Raw genomic sequence first — 17,219 nt, 5'->3', positions numbered from 1 at the left:
GAGCCAAGGGACCTGTCCCCTTGGCTCATAGAACATTCAGATTTTAAATTTTTATATTACTGTGTTTAAATTAGTTTTAACGTGGTAAAGGAGGTAGGGAGTTTAGTAAGGTAAAGAATTAGCGAAAGAAGTAATACATACTTTTCATCCATACCCCAGCATAGTCCACGCTGTAGCGGACTACTTTTTTTACCTTTGAACTAGTTCTTTTTTCTCAGTTCCTAATACCTAACAACCACTTACAGGAGGAGATTTTTCATGGAATTAAAGAAGCTGTCATTGTTTAGAGAATGTTTTGGCCAGGTGGAGGGGGAGACTCAAAAGCTCGACAATGCTCCCTTAAGCCAGTTGAATGCACAGTCTTTGAAGTACGAGACTAAAGTTCCGCAGCTGGAGTATATGTGCTTAATGATGGAGAACATCGTCCTAACGAAGAAGCTTCAGGGGAACGTTTATGCAGGCTTTCAAAAGTTCTCGCGCACGAAGAACGTGCTGGACCGTTTCCAGGCTATGGCCGAGTACTCTAACGTTCATATCTTTGGAGAAAATGATGCAGCCATGGATCCAAGTGATGGCATTCATTATATTGAGCTTCCAAAGAACAGTGAACTGATGCGCGAATGGTTCCTCATTATTGACAGCCCGGTATTCAAATCCATGATGGTTGCCTATGACATGGAGGGCTTCGGCGTACATGAGGTGGAAGAAGGGCGCAAGTTTAAAGGAGTTAAGACTTCAAACCCGCAAGTAATTGCTCATGCAACAAAACTGTTAACACCACATATAGGATTCTCACTTATCGGTTAATGCCAAGGGTAGCCCCAGGGCTGCCCTTTTATCATGAATAAAGGAGATTTTACATATGTCACGTATTCAGAAAATGGCCTCGATTGGCATTTTAACAGCACTTAGCCTTATTTTATACTTATTTAAAATCCCGCTTCCTTTTTTCCCTGTTTTCTTAACACTTGATGTCAGCGATATTCCTGCCTTAATCGGTGCCATTACATTGGGGCCTGCTGCCGGGATCCTTGTTCAATTCCTGAAAAATGTCATTGAATATATAACTCATGGAAGCTATGTGGGACTTCCGGTGAACCAGATTGCCAACTTCTGCTCTGGCGCGCTCATTGTGGGAATGATAGGCGCTTTTTATCACTATCAGAAAAAATTGAGCTGGATCAGCTTTACCCTGTCGATCAGTATATTTCTCGCGGCTATGTACCTGCTCAACTATTACTTTATATTGCCGGCGATCATGAACCTGCTCGGACTGAATATGGATCAGTATCTGACATCTTTCACCGATGCGAACCCGCTTGTGAAAGATTTTGAATCAGCTGTTCTGCTCATTATCATCCCCTTTAATTTAATTAAGATATTCGTAGTTTATTCAATCGGCCTGCCGTTCGCTTTCAGGCTGGAGCGTATTTTACAGAAAAGGAGTCTGGCTGTATGAAAAACAAGAAGAATCTTGTGATGGCAGCTTCCGTCCTCCTGGCTTCTGTGCTGCTGTCGGCACTCCACTATTACGTAGACTCATTCATACTTTCTCTTATCGGAACCCTGGTCATTACGGCAGCCCTCTTCATCGGCTGTGCCAAGATGCTGAAACAGGAGAATGCTCAAAATGAGGAAGTTGCAGAGAAGAACTCATCAGCTCAGACCTCAATCGAGGAGTCGCTGCAGGAACTGCGCCATCTCGAAGCACACAGCGGGCACTTAGTTTCAATGAACACACAGGTAAGCGCTTCTTCTGAAATGGTTGGCGGCCAGCTTATGGATATGGTACAGGATATTCAAAAGCAGCATGAGCTGATATCGTACTTTGGAGATCAATTAGGAAAAATGAATGGGATGATACAAAACATGGATGCCATTATTGAAGTAACGAACTCCACTACCTCAGATGTAACGCTGCTGTCCAACGAGGGGAAGCTGAAGGTCGACGATTTCAGCATTGTTTTCACAAAAATCATCTCTCTCACAAAGCAGTTCGGTGATTATAACCAGACGCTCCTTGAGAAAATGAAAGCAGTCACAAAGGCTCTCGGAGCTATCGATTATATCTCCAACCAGACAAACCTCCTTGCATTGAACGCCTCTATTGAAGCTGCCCGTGCAGGCTCAAATGGGGCTGGATTCGGAGTTGTTGCTTCTGAAATCCGCAAGCTGTCCGTTCAGGTCAAAGAGAGTGCAGAAACGATTAACACCATCGTAACCGATGTGAACAGAAATATAGAAGAACAAGAAAAATCGTATAGTGCGAATGTGTCAGTATTAGAAGAAGGAAAAGATAAGAGCCTGCAGATGATCGATATCTTTGATGGCGTGATTTCAAGCATCAATACACTTTCACTGCAATCACACGAAATCAAACGCGACTCAACTGAGGTGGAAGCCGAGAATCAGCGTCTGATTGAAATGATGCAGGAAGTATTGGGAATCACAGAAAACTTAAGCCAAAAAACCATGGGCTCATCTGAACTGACGATGGAGCAGCAGGCACACCTGATAGAGCTCGACATGACTGTCATGACCATGGGAGAGCATATCCGGAAAATCCAGGATCACTTAAAAGAACAAACAGAGCACCAAGGAAATGTAGTATGGATCCGGCCTGGGGAAATGAAAAAGAGAAATGAGATGAAGCTTGCTGAGTAATCTCTTAATTCTTGAGACTGAGGCAGGCCCTCAGTCAGGATTCCCCGCTCAATAGGGTCAGCGGAAACAGGCTCTCCCTTAGGAAACAAAAAGAGGTGTTTTTCTCCAGTGGGGCAAGGCACCTTTTTAACTTACTGCAGCAGTAAATTAAAATCCTTTATAAACTCCTCAGCTCTTTTACTGGCAGACTCCTCATCGGGAACTTTATCTAGAATTTCAGACTGTGTAAAAATTTTCCCGCCCTTTATGACAGAGTATATATCCTTTGTATGTCTTATATCTGCCAAAGGATTCTGATTCAGGATAACCATATCAGCTCTTGCACCAGCCCTTATTACACCAAGGTCAGATTGATTTATGGCCTCAGCGGCTGTGCAAGTTGCAGACCTGATTGCATCGATTTCACTGAATCCAGCTTCAACAAACAGCTCCAATTCCCTATGGAGAGCCATTCCGGGAAATGTCCATATTCCAGCCGGGGTATCCGTGCCAGCCACTACGGTTCCGCCCAAATCGAAATATGCTTTTGCAATGGCTTTATTGATTTGGTGCTGGACTCCCAAGGATTTTAAGGCCTCCTCGTATTGGGAGAGGGTTTGCCATTGTCCTGTTAAAGCCTTGCTCTCTAATATCCTGGATGTGACTTCATTAAGGGGTTTCCAATATTCCGCTCCCCGATCCATCCCATCAAAAAGAGTCATCGTTGGACATATCTTCACATCGAAATCAATTAACTGCCGGCACACCGTATTTATTTTTTCAAAGTCAGGCTCAAGCCAATTGATTGCATCCCAAGTGGACTGATCCGCCCCCATGCTCCATTGCGGATACATGGCCTGCAGAACACCTGAAGCGTGTTCATTCCACTTGATCCCTATCCGCCCGGCCTCAACGGCATTAATATGGAAGGAATAAATCAAATCACAGCTCACCTCTTTGCCATGACTCCTTGCTTCCTGGCAAACAGACTCCATCATTTCTTTTGAAAGCCAGCCGTACACTTTTACAAAGTCAGCTCCTGCTTCAATCTGTCTGTTAACTTCCTGCCTGGCTGTCTGAGAATCCTCAATATTCACATTCCAAGGACTCGTTTCCCCCCATAGTCCTGGAGGTCCATCTATCACCCTGTCTGCCGAATAAACCCTTGGAGTCGGGGCATCTGTGGAAGCTTTGATTAAATCTGCCAGCTCTAGCACATTACCGCCTGTATTCCGCACAGCAGTAACTCCCGAAGCTGTAAAAAATGGGGCAAATCCCTCCTTTATATGAACATGCATATCTATCAAACCCGGAATGATCCATTTACCTTCACCATTGATTCTTTTAACATCAGGAGGAACTTCTCCATTCAGCGGCTCTTTATCGTAAAAAACTTCATCAATATATCCGTGAGAAATGAAAATCGACGCTTTCTTAACAGTCCCCGAAATCACCTCGATTAAGTTTGCATTATATAAAAGCAACTTAGAATTATCTTTCATAGCCCCTCCAAATTTAGTCTTATTATAGAAATTTCACTTTTCCATAAAAGTTCAACAGAAAAAGCGTAAAATCCTTTTTAATGGATAAGTGGAATACCTTTGAAAAACAAAATGGCCTGATAAGTATTTCTTATCAGGCTGTAGTCTTTAGTCTTTATAATTTTTTTCTTCCCCGCCCAGAGCGGCCCTCCCTGGACCTGAGTGAGAGAATCAGTGTCAGGTTGAAAAATAAACGTAGAAATTCACCCTAATTTCAAAAATACTCTAAAATAGCTCAAATAGGCGGAGAAATTCCGGCTATCGATTCAATAAACAAGAAAATGTGCAACATCGGTCCGCTTAACCGGAAATTCACCCTCTAATTTACCCTCTACAGTGCAGTACTCAGCATCCTAACCGGAGAATCACCGCTTATTTTGATGCTTGCTGGCACTCAAATAAGGATAAGAATTCCTGTTTTTTTTAAACCATACCTCACTATCCTGCCCCTTTCATGGAATAAGAAAAGCTGCCAGACTTTTGGCAGCTAACTTTTAATGTAAGTACAGAATAGTTTACTCCTTTTCTTGTTCGTTCCAGTCGGCAAGGATCTCACTAATGACTTCTGAAAGAACATCAACAGTTCGATACTCTTCTTCCAAAGTATTTTCCTTCCCTCCAACTTCTAACAGCACAGAGTTACCAAACAGATCTTGATTATAAGAATTTTGAGTAGGGGTATCCTTAGTAAAAACTCCCCTGGATAAGTTGGGGTATCTTTCCTCAGTATATTCATGCAGCAGTTGGGCAAATTTAAAATTCACTTCGTATTTAGCACTGGATTTCGACACTATAAATGCAATTCTAGGATAGTCCTTCCCCTCTATGCTAATCGTTGACTGATTTCTCTTTGATGAATCTCTGTGTATATCAAGGACCATTTTCAGCTTTTTATTATGTGATAAGGCATTTTCGAGTGGTACTCTGGAAACTTTATATGCGTCTCTATACGAGAGTCTTTTTTCTTCTAATTCCGCCTTAATATTCGTGCTATCATGGATAGCATGAATTCCATAATTTTTAAGTTCTTGTCTAAGCCGCTCACCCACCAGTGAAATATTTCTTTCTTTGTGAAACAAATCATCTGAGTGATTCGTTGAGGTTTCTGACACAAAAGATTCCTGATTGTGTGAATGGTAGATATATACTAAAGGATCTTGGATTTTTATAGCTGCTGTCGAAGCTGAATGTTCATTTTGAGGAGTGGAGAAGTTGTTATAAAAGATATCTTTTCCGCCATAAAAGAAGAACCATGAAAGAGCCAATGTGCACATGGCAATACCGGCTGAAGCAACCGTAAATTGTTTGAGCCGGCTTCTTCTGTTTATCTGCCTGGCCGATTTTTTGAGTTTATCAGCAGTGTCCAAGACAAATTTCTCTCTTGGGTTGATTGGATATGTTTCCTTTATTAAGTCGAACAAGTCTTTATCAGTTTGCATTCCCGATGACCTCCTCTATATCCCACTCAAGCTTCATCCTAAGTATTTTTAAAGCCCTGTGATAATCTACTTTGACCTTTGACTCGCTGCATTGAAGGATCTCGGATGTTTCCCGGATTGAAAATTCATTAATGCCTCTTAGGATCACTACAGTCCTATACTTTGGTTTCAGCTCAGATATAGCACCATGAACAATCCTTTTCATTTCATTTTCCTCAATTAATTCTCCCGGTTCCTTTTCGGCCGAGACAATATGTTTAAAGAAGCTGTCGGTAAAAAGGGAAGAAAATCTCCTTTTTCTATAATGGTCAATGGCAACATGCTTTGCAATGGAGAAAATCCAAGTTCTTTGATGGTCAATATTTTTGCCTCTGGTCAAGTTATTCAGGATTCGTAAAAAAACTTCTTGAGTTAAGTCCTCGGCATCATTCTGGTTACCAGTAAAGCAAATAAGAAAACGATATACATCCAAATAATGACTCTTATAGATCTGATCGATTCTCTCCCCTAACCTTTCATTGCCGGCCAAATGGTTCCCTCCTTGTTTAGTCTTCAAGTATTAATCGTTTGAGCTGCAAGAAAGGTTACAATTATTTTCAAATAGGATACCTGCTCCTTTTTATTTGTTAAAGAATACTGCAAAAAAAGCGTTAGTCCTGTTGGATTAACGCTTCTTTTTCGAATACTCCTTATTAAACAATCCTGCCACGTTTCCTGCATTAAAAAAGCTACCCTTAATAAGAAGCTGATCTTGGAACCAAGCAGTCCTGAGCTTACAAACCCATATCTTCTTAATTATATTTCCTTCTCAGGGCAGCAGGACAGGAACAAAATGCAACTAATTTTAATGTAAAATATCAGTTTCCAGAAATGATACTTTAGATGCCAAATCTTTTATTAAATTTGTTTAAACTATAAAGGGCTAAGCCTTTAGCATCTTGATTTTTACTATTGGAAATTTCATTTAAAACTTCCAGCAGATAGTCGTCCTCTACGATTCCTTGATTGTTTCCTTCCGCACATTCAGATAAGAATGTCATTAAATAAAATTGCACTTTAGGCTTTTCATGATATCTCATTTTTTCAATCATATATCTAATTAATTCATTATTTGTCGAAAGGATTTTCACAAAAACCCTGTCTACTTCAGCTGGCTTTCCTTTTAGTATTACATGATCAATTTTCGAGTAATAATCCTCTTTCTGTTGTGGGGTCAGCAAAGTATCTTCACAGGATTCCACTTCTAGTTCCTTAATTTCTTCAACAAGGCCATTTATGAATTCTTCAAAGTTCTTCGCTAATATTATCTCTTGGTTTGCTTCAACATCTACAAATGTAACAATTGGATTTTTTCTGCGCCTATAATCCAAGCAAATAAAGGCAGGGGGTTCTGCTGAAATAATGATTAACTTTTTACTTCGTATCCCCCATTCTTGGCGCAAATAAATACTGTCGATTATCCCGGATTTTTCACCTATTCCGTATAAGTCGTTAACATATACTGAATTATTTGCCCAGCTATTAGGGATAGTTGTAGGATAGTATTTCTTCGCCAAATAGAATCCATTTCTTTTCTTCATTAAGTTTATATATGATTCAGGCAAATCGACCTGTAGTTCCCGCTGAACTTTTTGAAGTGTTTCTTCATGAAGTTCACCCAAGTAATTATCAGCTAATTCATCATCCCATAACTGCAATTTCAACACTCCTAGAGATACTAATACACATGGCATTTTTATTAAAAGGCATTAATTATTGAGAGTCTAACGTGCCCTTTAACGTTATAAGTAAGTTGCCTTTTGGCAGCTGACCATAGACTCTTATTATCTATTTTTTTCTTTTTTTTAAGGCAATAATAGCAGCTACACTTACTAATACAAAAATGCCTATCACGACAAAAGTAAATGGATGCACTACAGCAAAATAACTGTCTTCAAACTGATAATCATCACTTCCAAGCTGCATTTGTGTCCTCCTGAAGTCTATTTTAAAATTCTATTTCAAGTATGTTGATGCTTATCTTTACCTGCCCATTATAAAGCTGCTGGATGAATTACAGATTTTCCAAAGGAAAACTCATACAGATATCTCCCCAATCATCCATCCTCTGATAAACTCCTCTAAAGATGAAGCTACTCTCCAACGACTGTCATCTTCATGGTTCCAGACATAAATATGCTCTGTCTGAACCCTTCCATCTGCTATTAAATAGCCAAATAAGTCTCCATTTCCGGCATCAGAGAAAAATAGAAAGGTATCCAGAGGTTTCATAAAATCGCTTCGCTCATGAAGGGTCCAAAAAAATAAATTTTCTTTAATCATCTGTTCTATGGACCAAACAAACGAAATTCCATAGTTCCCATAAACTCCGTTTGTTTCCTTGAATAATTCAGCCAACTTATCCGGCAATTCAACTTTTAGTTCCTTCTTACTTAAAGCGGTCTCCGCTTCCGTTGCAGGTGCTTTAAACTCACACTCTTTTGAAATACTTGTCAAATAATCTCTCCACATAATCAGCTCTTGCCACCTTTGAAAACTGAATGAATATTAATTCTCTCCAGGATCTTATTTCTCCTTCTTACTTCCTGTTTTTTCATATAGTGCTAGAAACCTTAAAATTGAAAATCCCCATCCTTCATTACCAAAACTTCAGTTCCATCTTCTTTAATGCCCACTACTTTCATATCTTCGGTACCAAAGGTCACATTGACTAACAAAAGTGAGGCATTCAGACCCGCGGCCTTCAGCTCTTCCTCAGATTGGCCAATGCCATTTTGAATATTGGAGGGAGAGGCATTTCCGATTCCAATATGACAGGCTGTATTTTCATCAAACAAGGTATTGTAAAAAAGAGTGTCTGTCTGAGCAAGAGGTGATTTATTAGAGACCAAGGCAATCTCGCCCAGATAATGTGAACCTTCGTCTGTTTCAATCAGATTTTGCAACACTTCTTGTCCCTTTGCAGCGTAATAGTCGGTAATCATCCCATCTTTAAAAATCAGATAAAATTCATCGATGACACTTCCCCCATAGATAAGAGGTTTCGTACCGGCCAATTTGCCATTCACCTTATTTTTATGGGGAGCTGTAAATATTTCTTCTGTAGGAATGTTCGGAAAGAAAGGTATTCCATTTTTATCTGTGACACCGCCGCCGATGTAGCGATGATTTTCAGGCAGGCCAACTAATAAATCAGTTCCATGGCTATTTTTAAAATGGAGGGCTTTGAATTGGCTCTCGTTCAGGATTTTTTTGCGGGACTCGAAAGCTCTGTTATGACTCTCCCAATCTTTTATAGGATCTTTTCCATCTGCCCGGCATCCTTTTAAAATTAATTCCCATAATGACTGTAAGGCTTCTTCTCTACTTAGGTTCGGAAATACTTTAGCTGCCCAGGAAACATATGGGACAGCCAGCAGACACCAGCGTATCTCGTGGGATCTGATTTTCGCATGATAATCCTTTAATTTGGTACGAGAAGCTTTTTGAAAACGGCTTATCCTTTCTGGAGGAACCTCCTTAAATACATCCAGGTTTTCTGAAATAATATGGATATAAGCAGCACCCGCATCTTCCCACGCCCTAAAACGGGCAGCCTGCCAATCAGGAAACTGATCAATATCACGGTCTGCTGCATGTAAATAAAATTCTTTGGCAGACTGTTCATCTGTCCAATCTATAAATACATTCGAAGCTCCTGCCTCGTAGGCAGCCGACTGGATCAGACGTGCAAACACAGCATTTTGTATATCACTATGTATAATCAATAATTGATTTTTCTGCAGATTTACACCAGCCCGCACAGCAAGCTCTGCATACTTTTTTAACTGTGCTTCACTTACGAATTCATATATTCCTTTAATCATTTAGAATCTCCTCTGTGGTGTTCTTTGTGTAATTGTACTTTAAACCAAGCCAAGGGGACAGGTCCCATGGCTCAAAAAGAGCCAAGGGACCTGTCCCCTTGGTTCATCCACTAAGGCTCTCTACTTTTACCTTCCTGAAGCTGGCCTCTCCCCCTTCTGAATAGATAGAGATTTCTATGTCTTCGGGGCTGGGGAAAACCAGGTGGGTATGGACAGCTTCTCCGTCATTGACGAATAGTTCTACACTTGTTCTATCAACCAGAATGGTCAGTTGGATGTTCCTGGAATCACCGTCGAATAGAGCCCGGCTTTCCTGATACAGATTATCACGATCTGGATTATCTGTGTTAGCCCGGTTTAAGTAAGAATATCCTTCTTCCAGATTTATTCCTGCGTCTGTATGGCGGGCTGAATCTTTTGATTCTCTTAGCCGGAACCCGAAATTCCTGCTGTTCCCTCCGTCAATTTCCGCTTCGATCCGGTAAGCTTCTCCTTTGGGTGAAAGCTTCCGGACCTCGCCATTTACCTGTATATTTTCCATTGCTGCCGAATCTTCTGCCAGTCTGTTAAGGGAGGAGTGAGGTTTGGAGAACAGCTTATACTCTCCCCGGCTTCCGATATTGAGCTGAATTTCCCGGATGATTGAATCGGATCCGTTAAATCCGTCAGCTTCCATGGTGGGCGTTATATCCGCATAAGCCCATCTGTTCATCCAGGCAAAGCTATAGCGCTTTGACGCAGGCTCCTCGCTGCCATTTTCTCCAAATGTGACAGCACCGTACCAATCAAACCCATGATCCAGCCATTGGGCTTTATCCTGATCAGCTTGAAAAGTACGGCCATCAAACTCACCAGTCCAATAGGCATACGTATGTGGTTCTCCTTTACCTTCGCCATTTGCGCTCATGCCTAAAATCCATTTAACGGTTCCATCTTCGGCCCGCATCCTGAAAAGATCAGGGCATTCAAGCACACCCATGTCCTCGGTTTGGAAATCGCCCGTATATGTCCACTTTTTCAAATCAGGTGACTGGTAAAAACCGATCCGGGAACCTTCAGCAAGAAGTATGGTCCATTGTCCCCGCTCTTCATCCCAAATGATCTTCGGGTCGCGGAAATCATTTGTACCCGGATTTTTCAATACAGGATGTTCGCCTCCCTTTTGAAACGAATAGCCTCCATCAGTACTGTACCAGAGAAACTGCTCCTGCCGGCCAGCATCTCCGGAAGGCTGGGTCACAATCGCTATGAAAGCATCCCTTCCATAGCCTGCCGTGTTTTCATGGTCGATGACAACCGTTCCGGACCAGGGGTCACCGTTTTCATCTGAATACTTGGGAATCGCCACCCCTGCATCCTTCCAGTGAAGTAAATCTTTAGATACACTGTGCCGCCATTCTGTACCATTACCAGAAGGATAGTCTTTGTTGTACAAATAATAGTAATGATACTCGCCCTTATAATAAACAGGCTTTTGAGGATCATTTTTCCAGCCGTCCGGCACTGAGAAATGATAGACTGGACGATAGGTTGGAGACTGGCCTGGGTTCATGCCTCCTCCAGAATCCTTACTGTTTCCGACTTTATTATTTTCCAGCAGCATCATTGCGCCTATCGCGGATAAGATAAGAATCGCGGTAAGTGCGAGCATCACTTTTCCCTTCGGTATCATATGATCTCCTCCATATGGAAAAAAGGAAAACGCCATTTGGGCATCTTCCTTTTTCTCTTGCTATCATAAAAAGCAGTAGTATTAACGGTACGTGATCTGTCCTTGCTCAAGGATTCCATTTTTGACAACAGAAGACTTTTGGTTCTTAATGTCAAGCAGGAAAGATGGTGCAAAGGTTGACTTATGATCTTCAAAGAATCCGCGGTTTGTCATATAGCTTGTGACAACAAAGCTGTCAGTCGTTTTTTGCGGAATCACATAGTGTGCATATGTCCAAGTGATATCATTAGGGTTTAAATCATGATGCAGTACAATGCCTGTTTTATTCATTGGCTTATATGGTCCGGTGAGCTTGTCTGACACATAGCCAAGCATATAGATGTCTTCGCCGTCAATCCCGTCGATTGTCATCTTAGATCCGCGTGTGCTTGTGAACAGATAGAATTTGCCATCCTTCTTAAAGATGTTCGGACGCTCGATTTCATCTGTCACGGTGTTGGAAACAAGAAGCGGCTTCATTTCTTTCTTGATGGTATAATCATCATTGATTTCGATAATGCCCATTGCTCCGTTTGCCAGCTCTGCAATATCCTTTTTCGGGCTGTTCTGCAGCTTTTGGTACTCATCGCGGAAGAATTTCATTCCATTGCCATAATAAGCACGGTTTAATAGAGACTCTTCTCCTGCATAACCGTATTCAGTACCTGTGTTGGCTTCGAATACAAGATACTTCCGGCCTTTATCTTCGATATAATGCGGGTCGCGGAATGTATGGTTGTTCATGAAATTGCGGTTTTCGAAAGCTTTATCAACCGTTTCGTACGTTTTGCTGTCTCCGCCTTCATAAATGGACTTGTGGTCTTCTACACCGTCAATCCCAAGTGTTCCACCGTCTTTTTCAGAAACATTCACCTGTGCGGTTGTGAGGGTCTGTTTCCCGAAAAGCCCTTTGCTTTCATTAAAGTCGCCGCGGTTTGTATAGAATAAACGGATCTCTCCTTCTTCAGTAAATAAAGCCGATCCTGACCATTCTTCCACCTGGCCGGCTAAATGCTTGTCATTTGCCTTGAATTTATCATCGTCCTTGAAAACCCGTCCTGCATTCTTCCAGGAATCAATTGACGTTTCTCCGGCTTTTTTATAAAACATATAAACAAATGTGTCATTGGCATATTCAGGATCTCCGGCAAGCCCGAAAAGGATATGATAGCCGTTATATTCTGCTACTGTACCGTCTGCATTTTGCAGGGGCCATGTATCCCAGACGTCCATGAGTATTTCATTTCCGTTTCCGTCTGTCTTTACAGCTGATTTAACATTTTTAATTTCTGAAGCATTGAAAGAAGGAACCGTATAACGCTGGTCTTTATGCTGTTGAATCATGTCTTTCATATCCTGGCGGGTGATTTGTGAAGTTCCGTATGTTTCTTTGTAGACCTTCCCGCCTTCTGTACTTTTGGCAGATGCTGAAGGCATATTTCCTCCAAGCAGGATCGCTGCGCTTAAAGAAACGATGGATGCCTTTGCAGCAAATTGACGAATGTTCATCTAGTATTCCTCCCAGTGATTGTTGTGTACGGGGTGTTTTCACATCCCTACACATAGAGTATATAAAGCTGAACATATGCTGGATATGGCATGATTTGATTCCCTTTTCGTCTTATATTGATAATTAGACACTTTGCACTAAACCGTATGTAAATTCCCGGCTCTTAGGTAACGTATTTGAACTATAATAGGGAGGCATTTTGGCTGCCTAAAGGCTTCCCTATTCTGGTGAATCCAGCACAAAGGACCCCTCATTGACGAAGGGGCCCTGAGCAGTTTCCCTGTTTCCAGGCCTGGTCAAAAGCCTGCAGGGCTTCTGCCTGTGTTTTCTCTTTAACGATATAGCTTTTCATGATTTCGCCGAGTTCCTGCTTTATGCAGGGAGGATAGGATGGCCAATTCATGGCACCCTCTTCCCTGGTCAACCTCAATACTTCTTGGCCGATCGGCCCCGACTGTGCCGGAATTTGCTTAAAAGCAGGAATGAATTGAAAGGATTCTGTAAGGAACTTCCTGCCGGTTTCCGAGGAAACCATCCAATTTAGAAACTTTTTCGCTTCCTTCTTTTCAGAAGAAGCAGCCTGTTTGTTGATCACCCAGTAATTCGTGACCCCGGCCAGAATTTTGGTTTTTCCTTTGTCATTCAGCGGGACGGGGAAAATCCCTGCTGGTACCCCCTTCTGGTCCAGCAGGGGCTGAATCCAATTCCCCTGCAGGATCATAGCTGCATTTCCGCTTGTAAATAGTTCGACCTCTGTATAGTAGTCTGTCGCAGCAGGCCGGCTATTGCCGTATTGCACCGTCAAATCCAGTAAGGAAAATAAATCATGGAACGCAGGATTTTCTTTAAAATCAGCTTTGTCTTCCTTCAGATCCCCGATAAACTTTTCAGGATCCCCCTACTGCAGGAAAGCAAGGCTGGCCATATGATGGCCAAGCTTCCAATCTTCATAATATCCGTTTGCAAATGGGGTAATGCCTGCACTCTTCAGCTTCACCGCTGCAGCCTTGAGCTCTGTAAATGTATCGGGAACAGTGGTAATCCCGGCCTTTTTAAAAAGATCACGGTTATAAATCACCCCGAATCCTTCTATACTGACCGGCATCCCATACACATTTCCGCCAAGGGTGATAGAATCAAGCGTGTGAGGAAATGCCTCATTGACCCAAGGCTCCCCGGACAAATCTTCTAAATAGCTGATCCACTCTTTAACAGAGCTGCTTCCCACATTGGTGAAAATATCCGGCCCTTCACCAGCAGCAATCTTTGCCCTGATATCTGAAAAATCATCAGAAGCCCCGCCCACTGTCTCCAGGTTTATTTCGACCTTGGGGTTTTCATTCTCATAAACAGAGATCATCCTCTCAAATTCGCCGGCTATTTCCACCTTGGGATTACGGATGGTCAGGCTCAGTCTGCCTGTGTCAGGATTCTTCACCTTTTCATCTTCTGAAGAACAGCCGGAAACCGCCATCAAGCAGCAGGCAAAGCTTGTGAGGACAAGCAGCTTTTTTCTCCATTTATTCACGTGCTTCCGCTTCCTTTCTGCTGGTTCTGTACTCAAACGGGGTCAAACCGGTCTCCTTTTTGAACAGCTTTGAAAAGTATTTCTCGTCCTGATAGCCAAGCATCGTTGCAATCGAAAAGATTGATTCCTCCGACTCGATAAGCCATGATTTTGCCTGCCGTATCCGAAGATCCGCTACAAACCTGGACAGCGTCACCCCAGTCTCTTTCTTGAACTTTCTGGATATATGCTCTCTTGTTAAAAAAAACAATTTGGACAGCTTCTCCAGACTGATATCTTCCATATAATACTGCTCTACATAACTGATTATCTCCTGAATCCGGTTTTCAGCCGCCAATTCATCCAGACGCCGGATATTTCTGTACTCTTTTTTATCCAGCTGGCTGTACAGCCTTTGAAACGTTTCCGCGAGGGAATCGACTCCGTCCAGGGTTTCCTGAACAAGCCTGATGGGAAGAGGAATATGTTCACTGATCCATCCTTCCGCCTCCTGCCAATGCCCTTTTACGGTAACCGCTATACACAGATTCTCTTCACCTAGGAAAGTAAAGGCGCTGCCAATCTTCCTTGACTCCAGCTCTTTGGCCAGAGCTGGAATATAGGAGGCAGGGGCATGCATCTGGTAGAAAGATAACAGTGTCAGATCTGCCTCCTCAGCAGGCAAAAAAGGCAGAAGAAGTTCAGCGTTTTGTTCTCTGCCTGTACAGATCTCTGTTATCCATTGATCTGCGCGGAGACGCCTGGCTTCTTCCAGGAATTCATCACTTTCCGCTTCTTTTACCCTTTCCTTTTTCAGGGCGTCAGCTGCCCTTTGCATAACAGACTCCAGTGCATCTGCATCTACCGGCTTGAGAAGATAGTCAAAGCTGTTCAATTGAATGGCTTTTCTCATATATGCATAATCGTTATAGCCTGTGACAAGGATAATTTTCCCTAAAAAAGAAATTCTGTTGATTTGTTCAATAAGCTCGATTCCGCTCATACGAGGCATTTTAATGTCTGTAAAGATAATATCAGGCTCTTCGTCCTTCAGAATCCGGAGGGCTTCTTTTCCGTTTGATGCTTCAAGAATAGATGTCACGCCAAATTGCTCCCAGCGCCCGAGCTTGCGCAAAACAGCCCGGACATGCCTTTCATCATCAACAATCAATACTTTCATCGTTCCTCCTCCCTCTGGCTTTGAAGGAACGGGATCAGCATCGTGACCCGAAAGCCTTCCCCATTCATTGTGTCTATTGTAAAAGAAGCTTTACCCTCGTAGTTCAGCTTCAGCCGGTCATGGATATTCTTTAAACCAATACCATCGCTTTCTTTCTCTGTATGTAAATCAGGAATCTCACTGCCTGATATAGCCTTCCTTAACTGCCGCAGCTTCTCCTGGCTGATAGATGCACCTGTATTCTGCACAGTCAACTGAATGGCGCTTCCTTTGCTTTCCCCTTTAACCAAAAGGGCTCCCCTTTGGCAACCTTCCTCATAGCTGTGCTTGAAGTAGTTTTCTACCAGGGGCTGCAGAATCATACTAGGGATCCTGGCAGACAGAATCTCCTCATCTGCCTCTATGCTGGCATGCAGATCATCGCCAAATCGTTCTTTTTGAAGTGTAAGGTAATCCTCAATATAATTCATTTCCTCCCTCAGATACACCCACTGGCCCGCTCCAAGCGAATATCTCATCATTTTTGACAGCGAAATGATCAGCTTGTAGACTTGGCCGGCATCAGACTGCAGCGCAACAGCCCCTATCATTTGAAGGGCATTAAATAGAAAGTGGGGATTCACTTGTGATTTTAAGGCCTGGAATTGATTCTTGCGGCTTTCTATTTCAAGCTTGTATTCCCGATTGATATGTGTCTGTATACGGCTGAGCATTTCGTTTATATGAACTTCCAAATGCCCGATCTCGTCCTTTCTGGGAGTGAGAAGATTGACATAGATCCCCCCTCCTTCAATGGCGGAAACTTTCTCGCTTAGCCTGATAATCGGCTTAGTAATAATGTGGGAGATAACAAGAATCATCACAATACCCAGCATACCGACTCCAAGCCCCAGCCAGATATTCGTCAAAGCTGTTTTCTTTGCGTCCATAAACAGAACTTCTTTTGAGAGAGATTTGGAAAGCCTCCAGCCGGCGAGCGGTTCGCCCAGGCTTTCTGACAGCACCATCTTTCCGTCATCCTCCGATGCCTGACGGGTGCCGAAATTAGAGGCATACATCATGCGTCCTTCCTGATCGGATAATGTGACTGTAGCCCCTGATGTATTAGACAGGCTGCTGATAAGCGGAGAATATGAAGATACATCTATATCCATGGAAAGGAAACCAAGAAACTCCCCGGAAAGTACATTGGAAACCTTATGGTGGACTGTTATAACCTCCGTATGATCAGACTCAGGTATAATGGCAGCATTATTATAATTTCTGATAGGTCCAGGCTGTTCAATGAGATAGTTTTCACGAGAGAGGTAAAGCCTTTGAAACGGTCCTTCTTCCAGATACGATGTCCGGACCTTCGGAGCGCTAAGCTTTGAACGGTAAACCGTTAATGCCTCCCGGCTCTGGTGAAAATAAAACCGAAGCTGTCTGACTTCGGGGCGGGCAGCCGAAATCAGCTTCAAGCTTTCCTGAAAAGAATGGAAAGCTTGGCGGTCCTGGCTTCCCTGCTCAAATACCCGCAGAACCTCCGGCTCACTGTATAAGGAATAAGGCCAATTGATGATTTCAGTAAAATACTGTTCCAGATTCAATCTGGTTTTCTCAAGTTCCTCCCTGCTCTTGCCGATTTCATAGTCCTCCACACTGCTCCTGGTGTTGGTGTATATGATGATAACCAGCAAAAAATACGGGAAAATAATAAAGCCAAGCAGCATCAAAAACAGCCGGCTCCTTATGCTCTTCATACACAACCCCCTTTCTCGCTGCAGGATAATACAATCTATACCAGAAGAAACGGCTAAGTCAATGAACCATAAGTTATAGG

Annotated in this window: 14 protein-coding genes and 1 pseudogene; 3 read left to right on the top strand and 12 right to left on the bottom strand. The window is 42.6% G+C overall.

Annotated elements, in window-relative coordinates:
• Window positions 1–258: 258 nt before the first annotated feature.
• Genes ABU165_RS20555 through ABU165_RS20545 form a run of 3 tightly spaced genes read left to right on the top strand, consistent with a single transcriptional unit; the run spans window position 259 to window position 2,664 of the window.
• Window positions 259–807 carry a DICT sensory domain-containing protein gene (locus ABU165_RS20555; protein WP_009791931.1) on the top strand — a complete coding sequence of 183 codons (549 nt, stop codon included), beginning with the start codon at window positions 259–261 and terminating at the stop codon, window positions 805–807.
• Between the two features lie 55 nt (window positions 808–862).
• Window positions 863–1,459, top strand: coding sequence for an ECF transporter S component (locus ABU165_RS20550; protein ID WP_318060853.1), 597 nt, complete (start codon window positions 863–865; stop codon window positions 1,457–1,459).
• Window positions 1,456–2,664 (top strand): methyl-accepting chemotaxis protein, encoded by a 1,209-nt coding sequence (locus tag ABU165_RS20545; protein ID WP_318060854.1) that lies wholly within the window; start codon window positions 1,456–1,458, stop codon window positions 2,662–2,664. The genes ABU165_RS20550 and ABU165_RS20545 overlap by 4 nt, the downstream gene beginning before the upstream one ends.
• Window positions 2,665–2,795: 131 nt before the next feature.
• On the opposite strand, the gene ABU165_RS20540 is transcribed toward ABU165_RS20545, so the two are convergent.
• The 12 genes and pseudogenes from ABU165_RS20540 to ABU165_RS20485 form a co-directional block, all read right to left on the bottom strand.
• Window positions 2,796–4,145 carry an amidohydrolase family protein gene (locus tag ABU165_RS20540; RefSeq protein ID WP_148950377.1) on the bottom strand — a complete coding sequence of 450 codons (1,350 nt, stop codon included), beginning with the start codon at window positions 4,143–4,145 and terminating at the stop codon, window positions 2,796–2,798.
• 554 nt (window positions 4,146–4,699) lie between these two features.
• Window positions 4,700–5,623, bottom strand: coding sequence for a stage II sporulation protein P (locus ABU165_RS20535; RefSeq protein WP_318060855.1), 924 nt, complete (start codon window positions 5,621–5,623; stop codon window positions 4,700–4,702).
• The gene (locus ABU165_RS20530; protein ID WP_148950379.1) at window positions 5,613–6,152 is read right to left on the bottom strand and encodes an RNA polymerase sigma factor; all 540 of its coding nucleotides are present in this window, start codon (window positions 6,150–6,152) and stop codon (window positions 5,613–5,615) included. The genes ABU165_RS20535 and ABU165_RS20530 overlap by 11 nt, the downstream gene beginning before the upstream one ends.
• A 349-nt stretch (window positions 6,153–6,501) precedes the next feature.
• Complete coding sequence (locus tag ABU165_RS20525) at window positions 6,502–7,320, bottom strand: SMI1/KNR4 family protein (RefSeq protein WP_187445464.1); 819 nt, start codon at window positions 7,318–7,320, stop codon at window positions 6,502–6,504.
• A gap of 130 nt (window positions 7,321–7,450) precedes the next feature.
• Window positions 7,451–7,588, bottom strand: a complete 138-nt coding sequence (locus ABU165_RS20520; protein WP_148950381.1) for an LPXTG cell wall anchor domain-containing protein — start codon at window positions 7,586–7,588, stop codon at window positions 7,451–7,453.
• A 111-nt stretch (window positions 7,589–7,699) separates the two neighbouring features.
• Complete coding sequence (locus tag ABU165_RS20515; protein ID WP_318060856.1) at window positions 7,700–8,134, bottom strand: SMI1/KNR4 family protein; 435 nt, start codon at window positions 8,132–8,134, stop codon at window positions 7,700–7,702.
• Window positions 8,135–8,235: 101 nt separating this feature from the next.
• Entirely contained in the window at window positions 8,236–9,489 is a 1,254-nt protein-coding gene (locus ABU165_RS20510; protein ID WP_318060857.1) for an aminopeptidase, read from the bottom strand.
• A 103-nt stretch (window positions 9,490–9,592) separates the two neighbouring features.
• Entirely contained in the window at window positions 9,593–11,161 is a 1,569-nt protein-coding gene (locus tag ABU165_RS20505; RefSeq protein WP_318060858.1) for a glycoside hydrolase family 32 protein, read from the bottom strand.
• Between the two features lie 81 nt (window positions 11,162–11,242).
• Window positions 11,243–12,709, bottom strand: a complete 1,467-nt coding sequence (locus tag ABU165_RS20500; RefSeq protein WP_318060859.1) for a glycoside hydrolase family 68 protein — start codon at window positions 12,707–12,709, stop codon at window positions 11,243–11,245.
• A 251-nt stretch (window positions 12,710–12,960) separates the two neighbouring features.
• Window positions 12,961–14,070, bottom strand: a pseudogene (locus ABU165_RS20495) (ABC transporter substrate-binding protein).
• A 160-nt stretch (window positions 14,071–14,230) separates the two neighbouring features.
• Window positions 14,231–15,397 carry a response regulator transcription factor gene (locus tag ABU165_RS20490; protein ID WP_318060860.1) on the bottom strand — a complete coding sequence of 389 codons (1,167 nt, stop codon included), beginning with the start codon at window positions 15,395–15,397 and terminating at the stop codon, window positions 14,231–14,233.
• Complete coding sequence (locus ABU165_RS20485; RefSeq protein ID WP_318060861.1) at window positions 15,394–17,139, bottom strand: sensor histidine kinase; 1,746 nt, start codon at window positions 17,137–17,139, stop codon at window positions 15,394–15,396. The genes ABU165_RS20490 and ABU165_RS20485 overlap by 4 nt, the downstream gene beginning before the upstream one ends.
• Window positions 17,140–17,219: the final 80 nt, after the last annotated feature.

It is taken from the genome of Cytobacillus sp. T106 (assembly GCF_040492155.1).
In the GTDB taxonomy this organism is placed as follows: Bacteria; Bacillota; Bacilli; order Bacillales; family Cytobacillaceae; genus Bacillus_AB; species Bacillus_AB infantis.
This window is presented reverse-complemented; position numbering and strand designations above follow the sequence as displayed.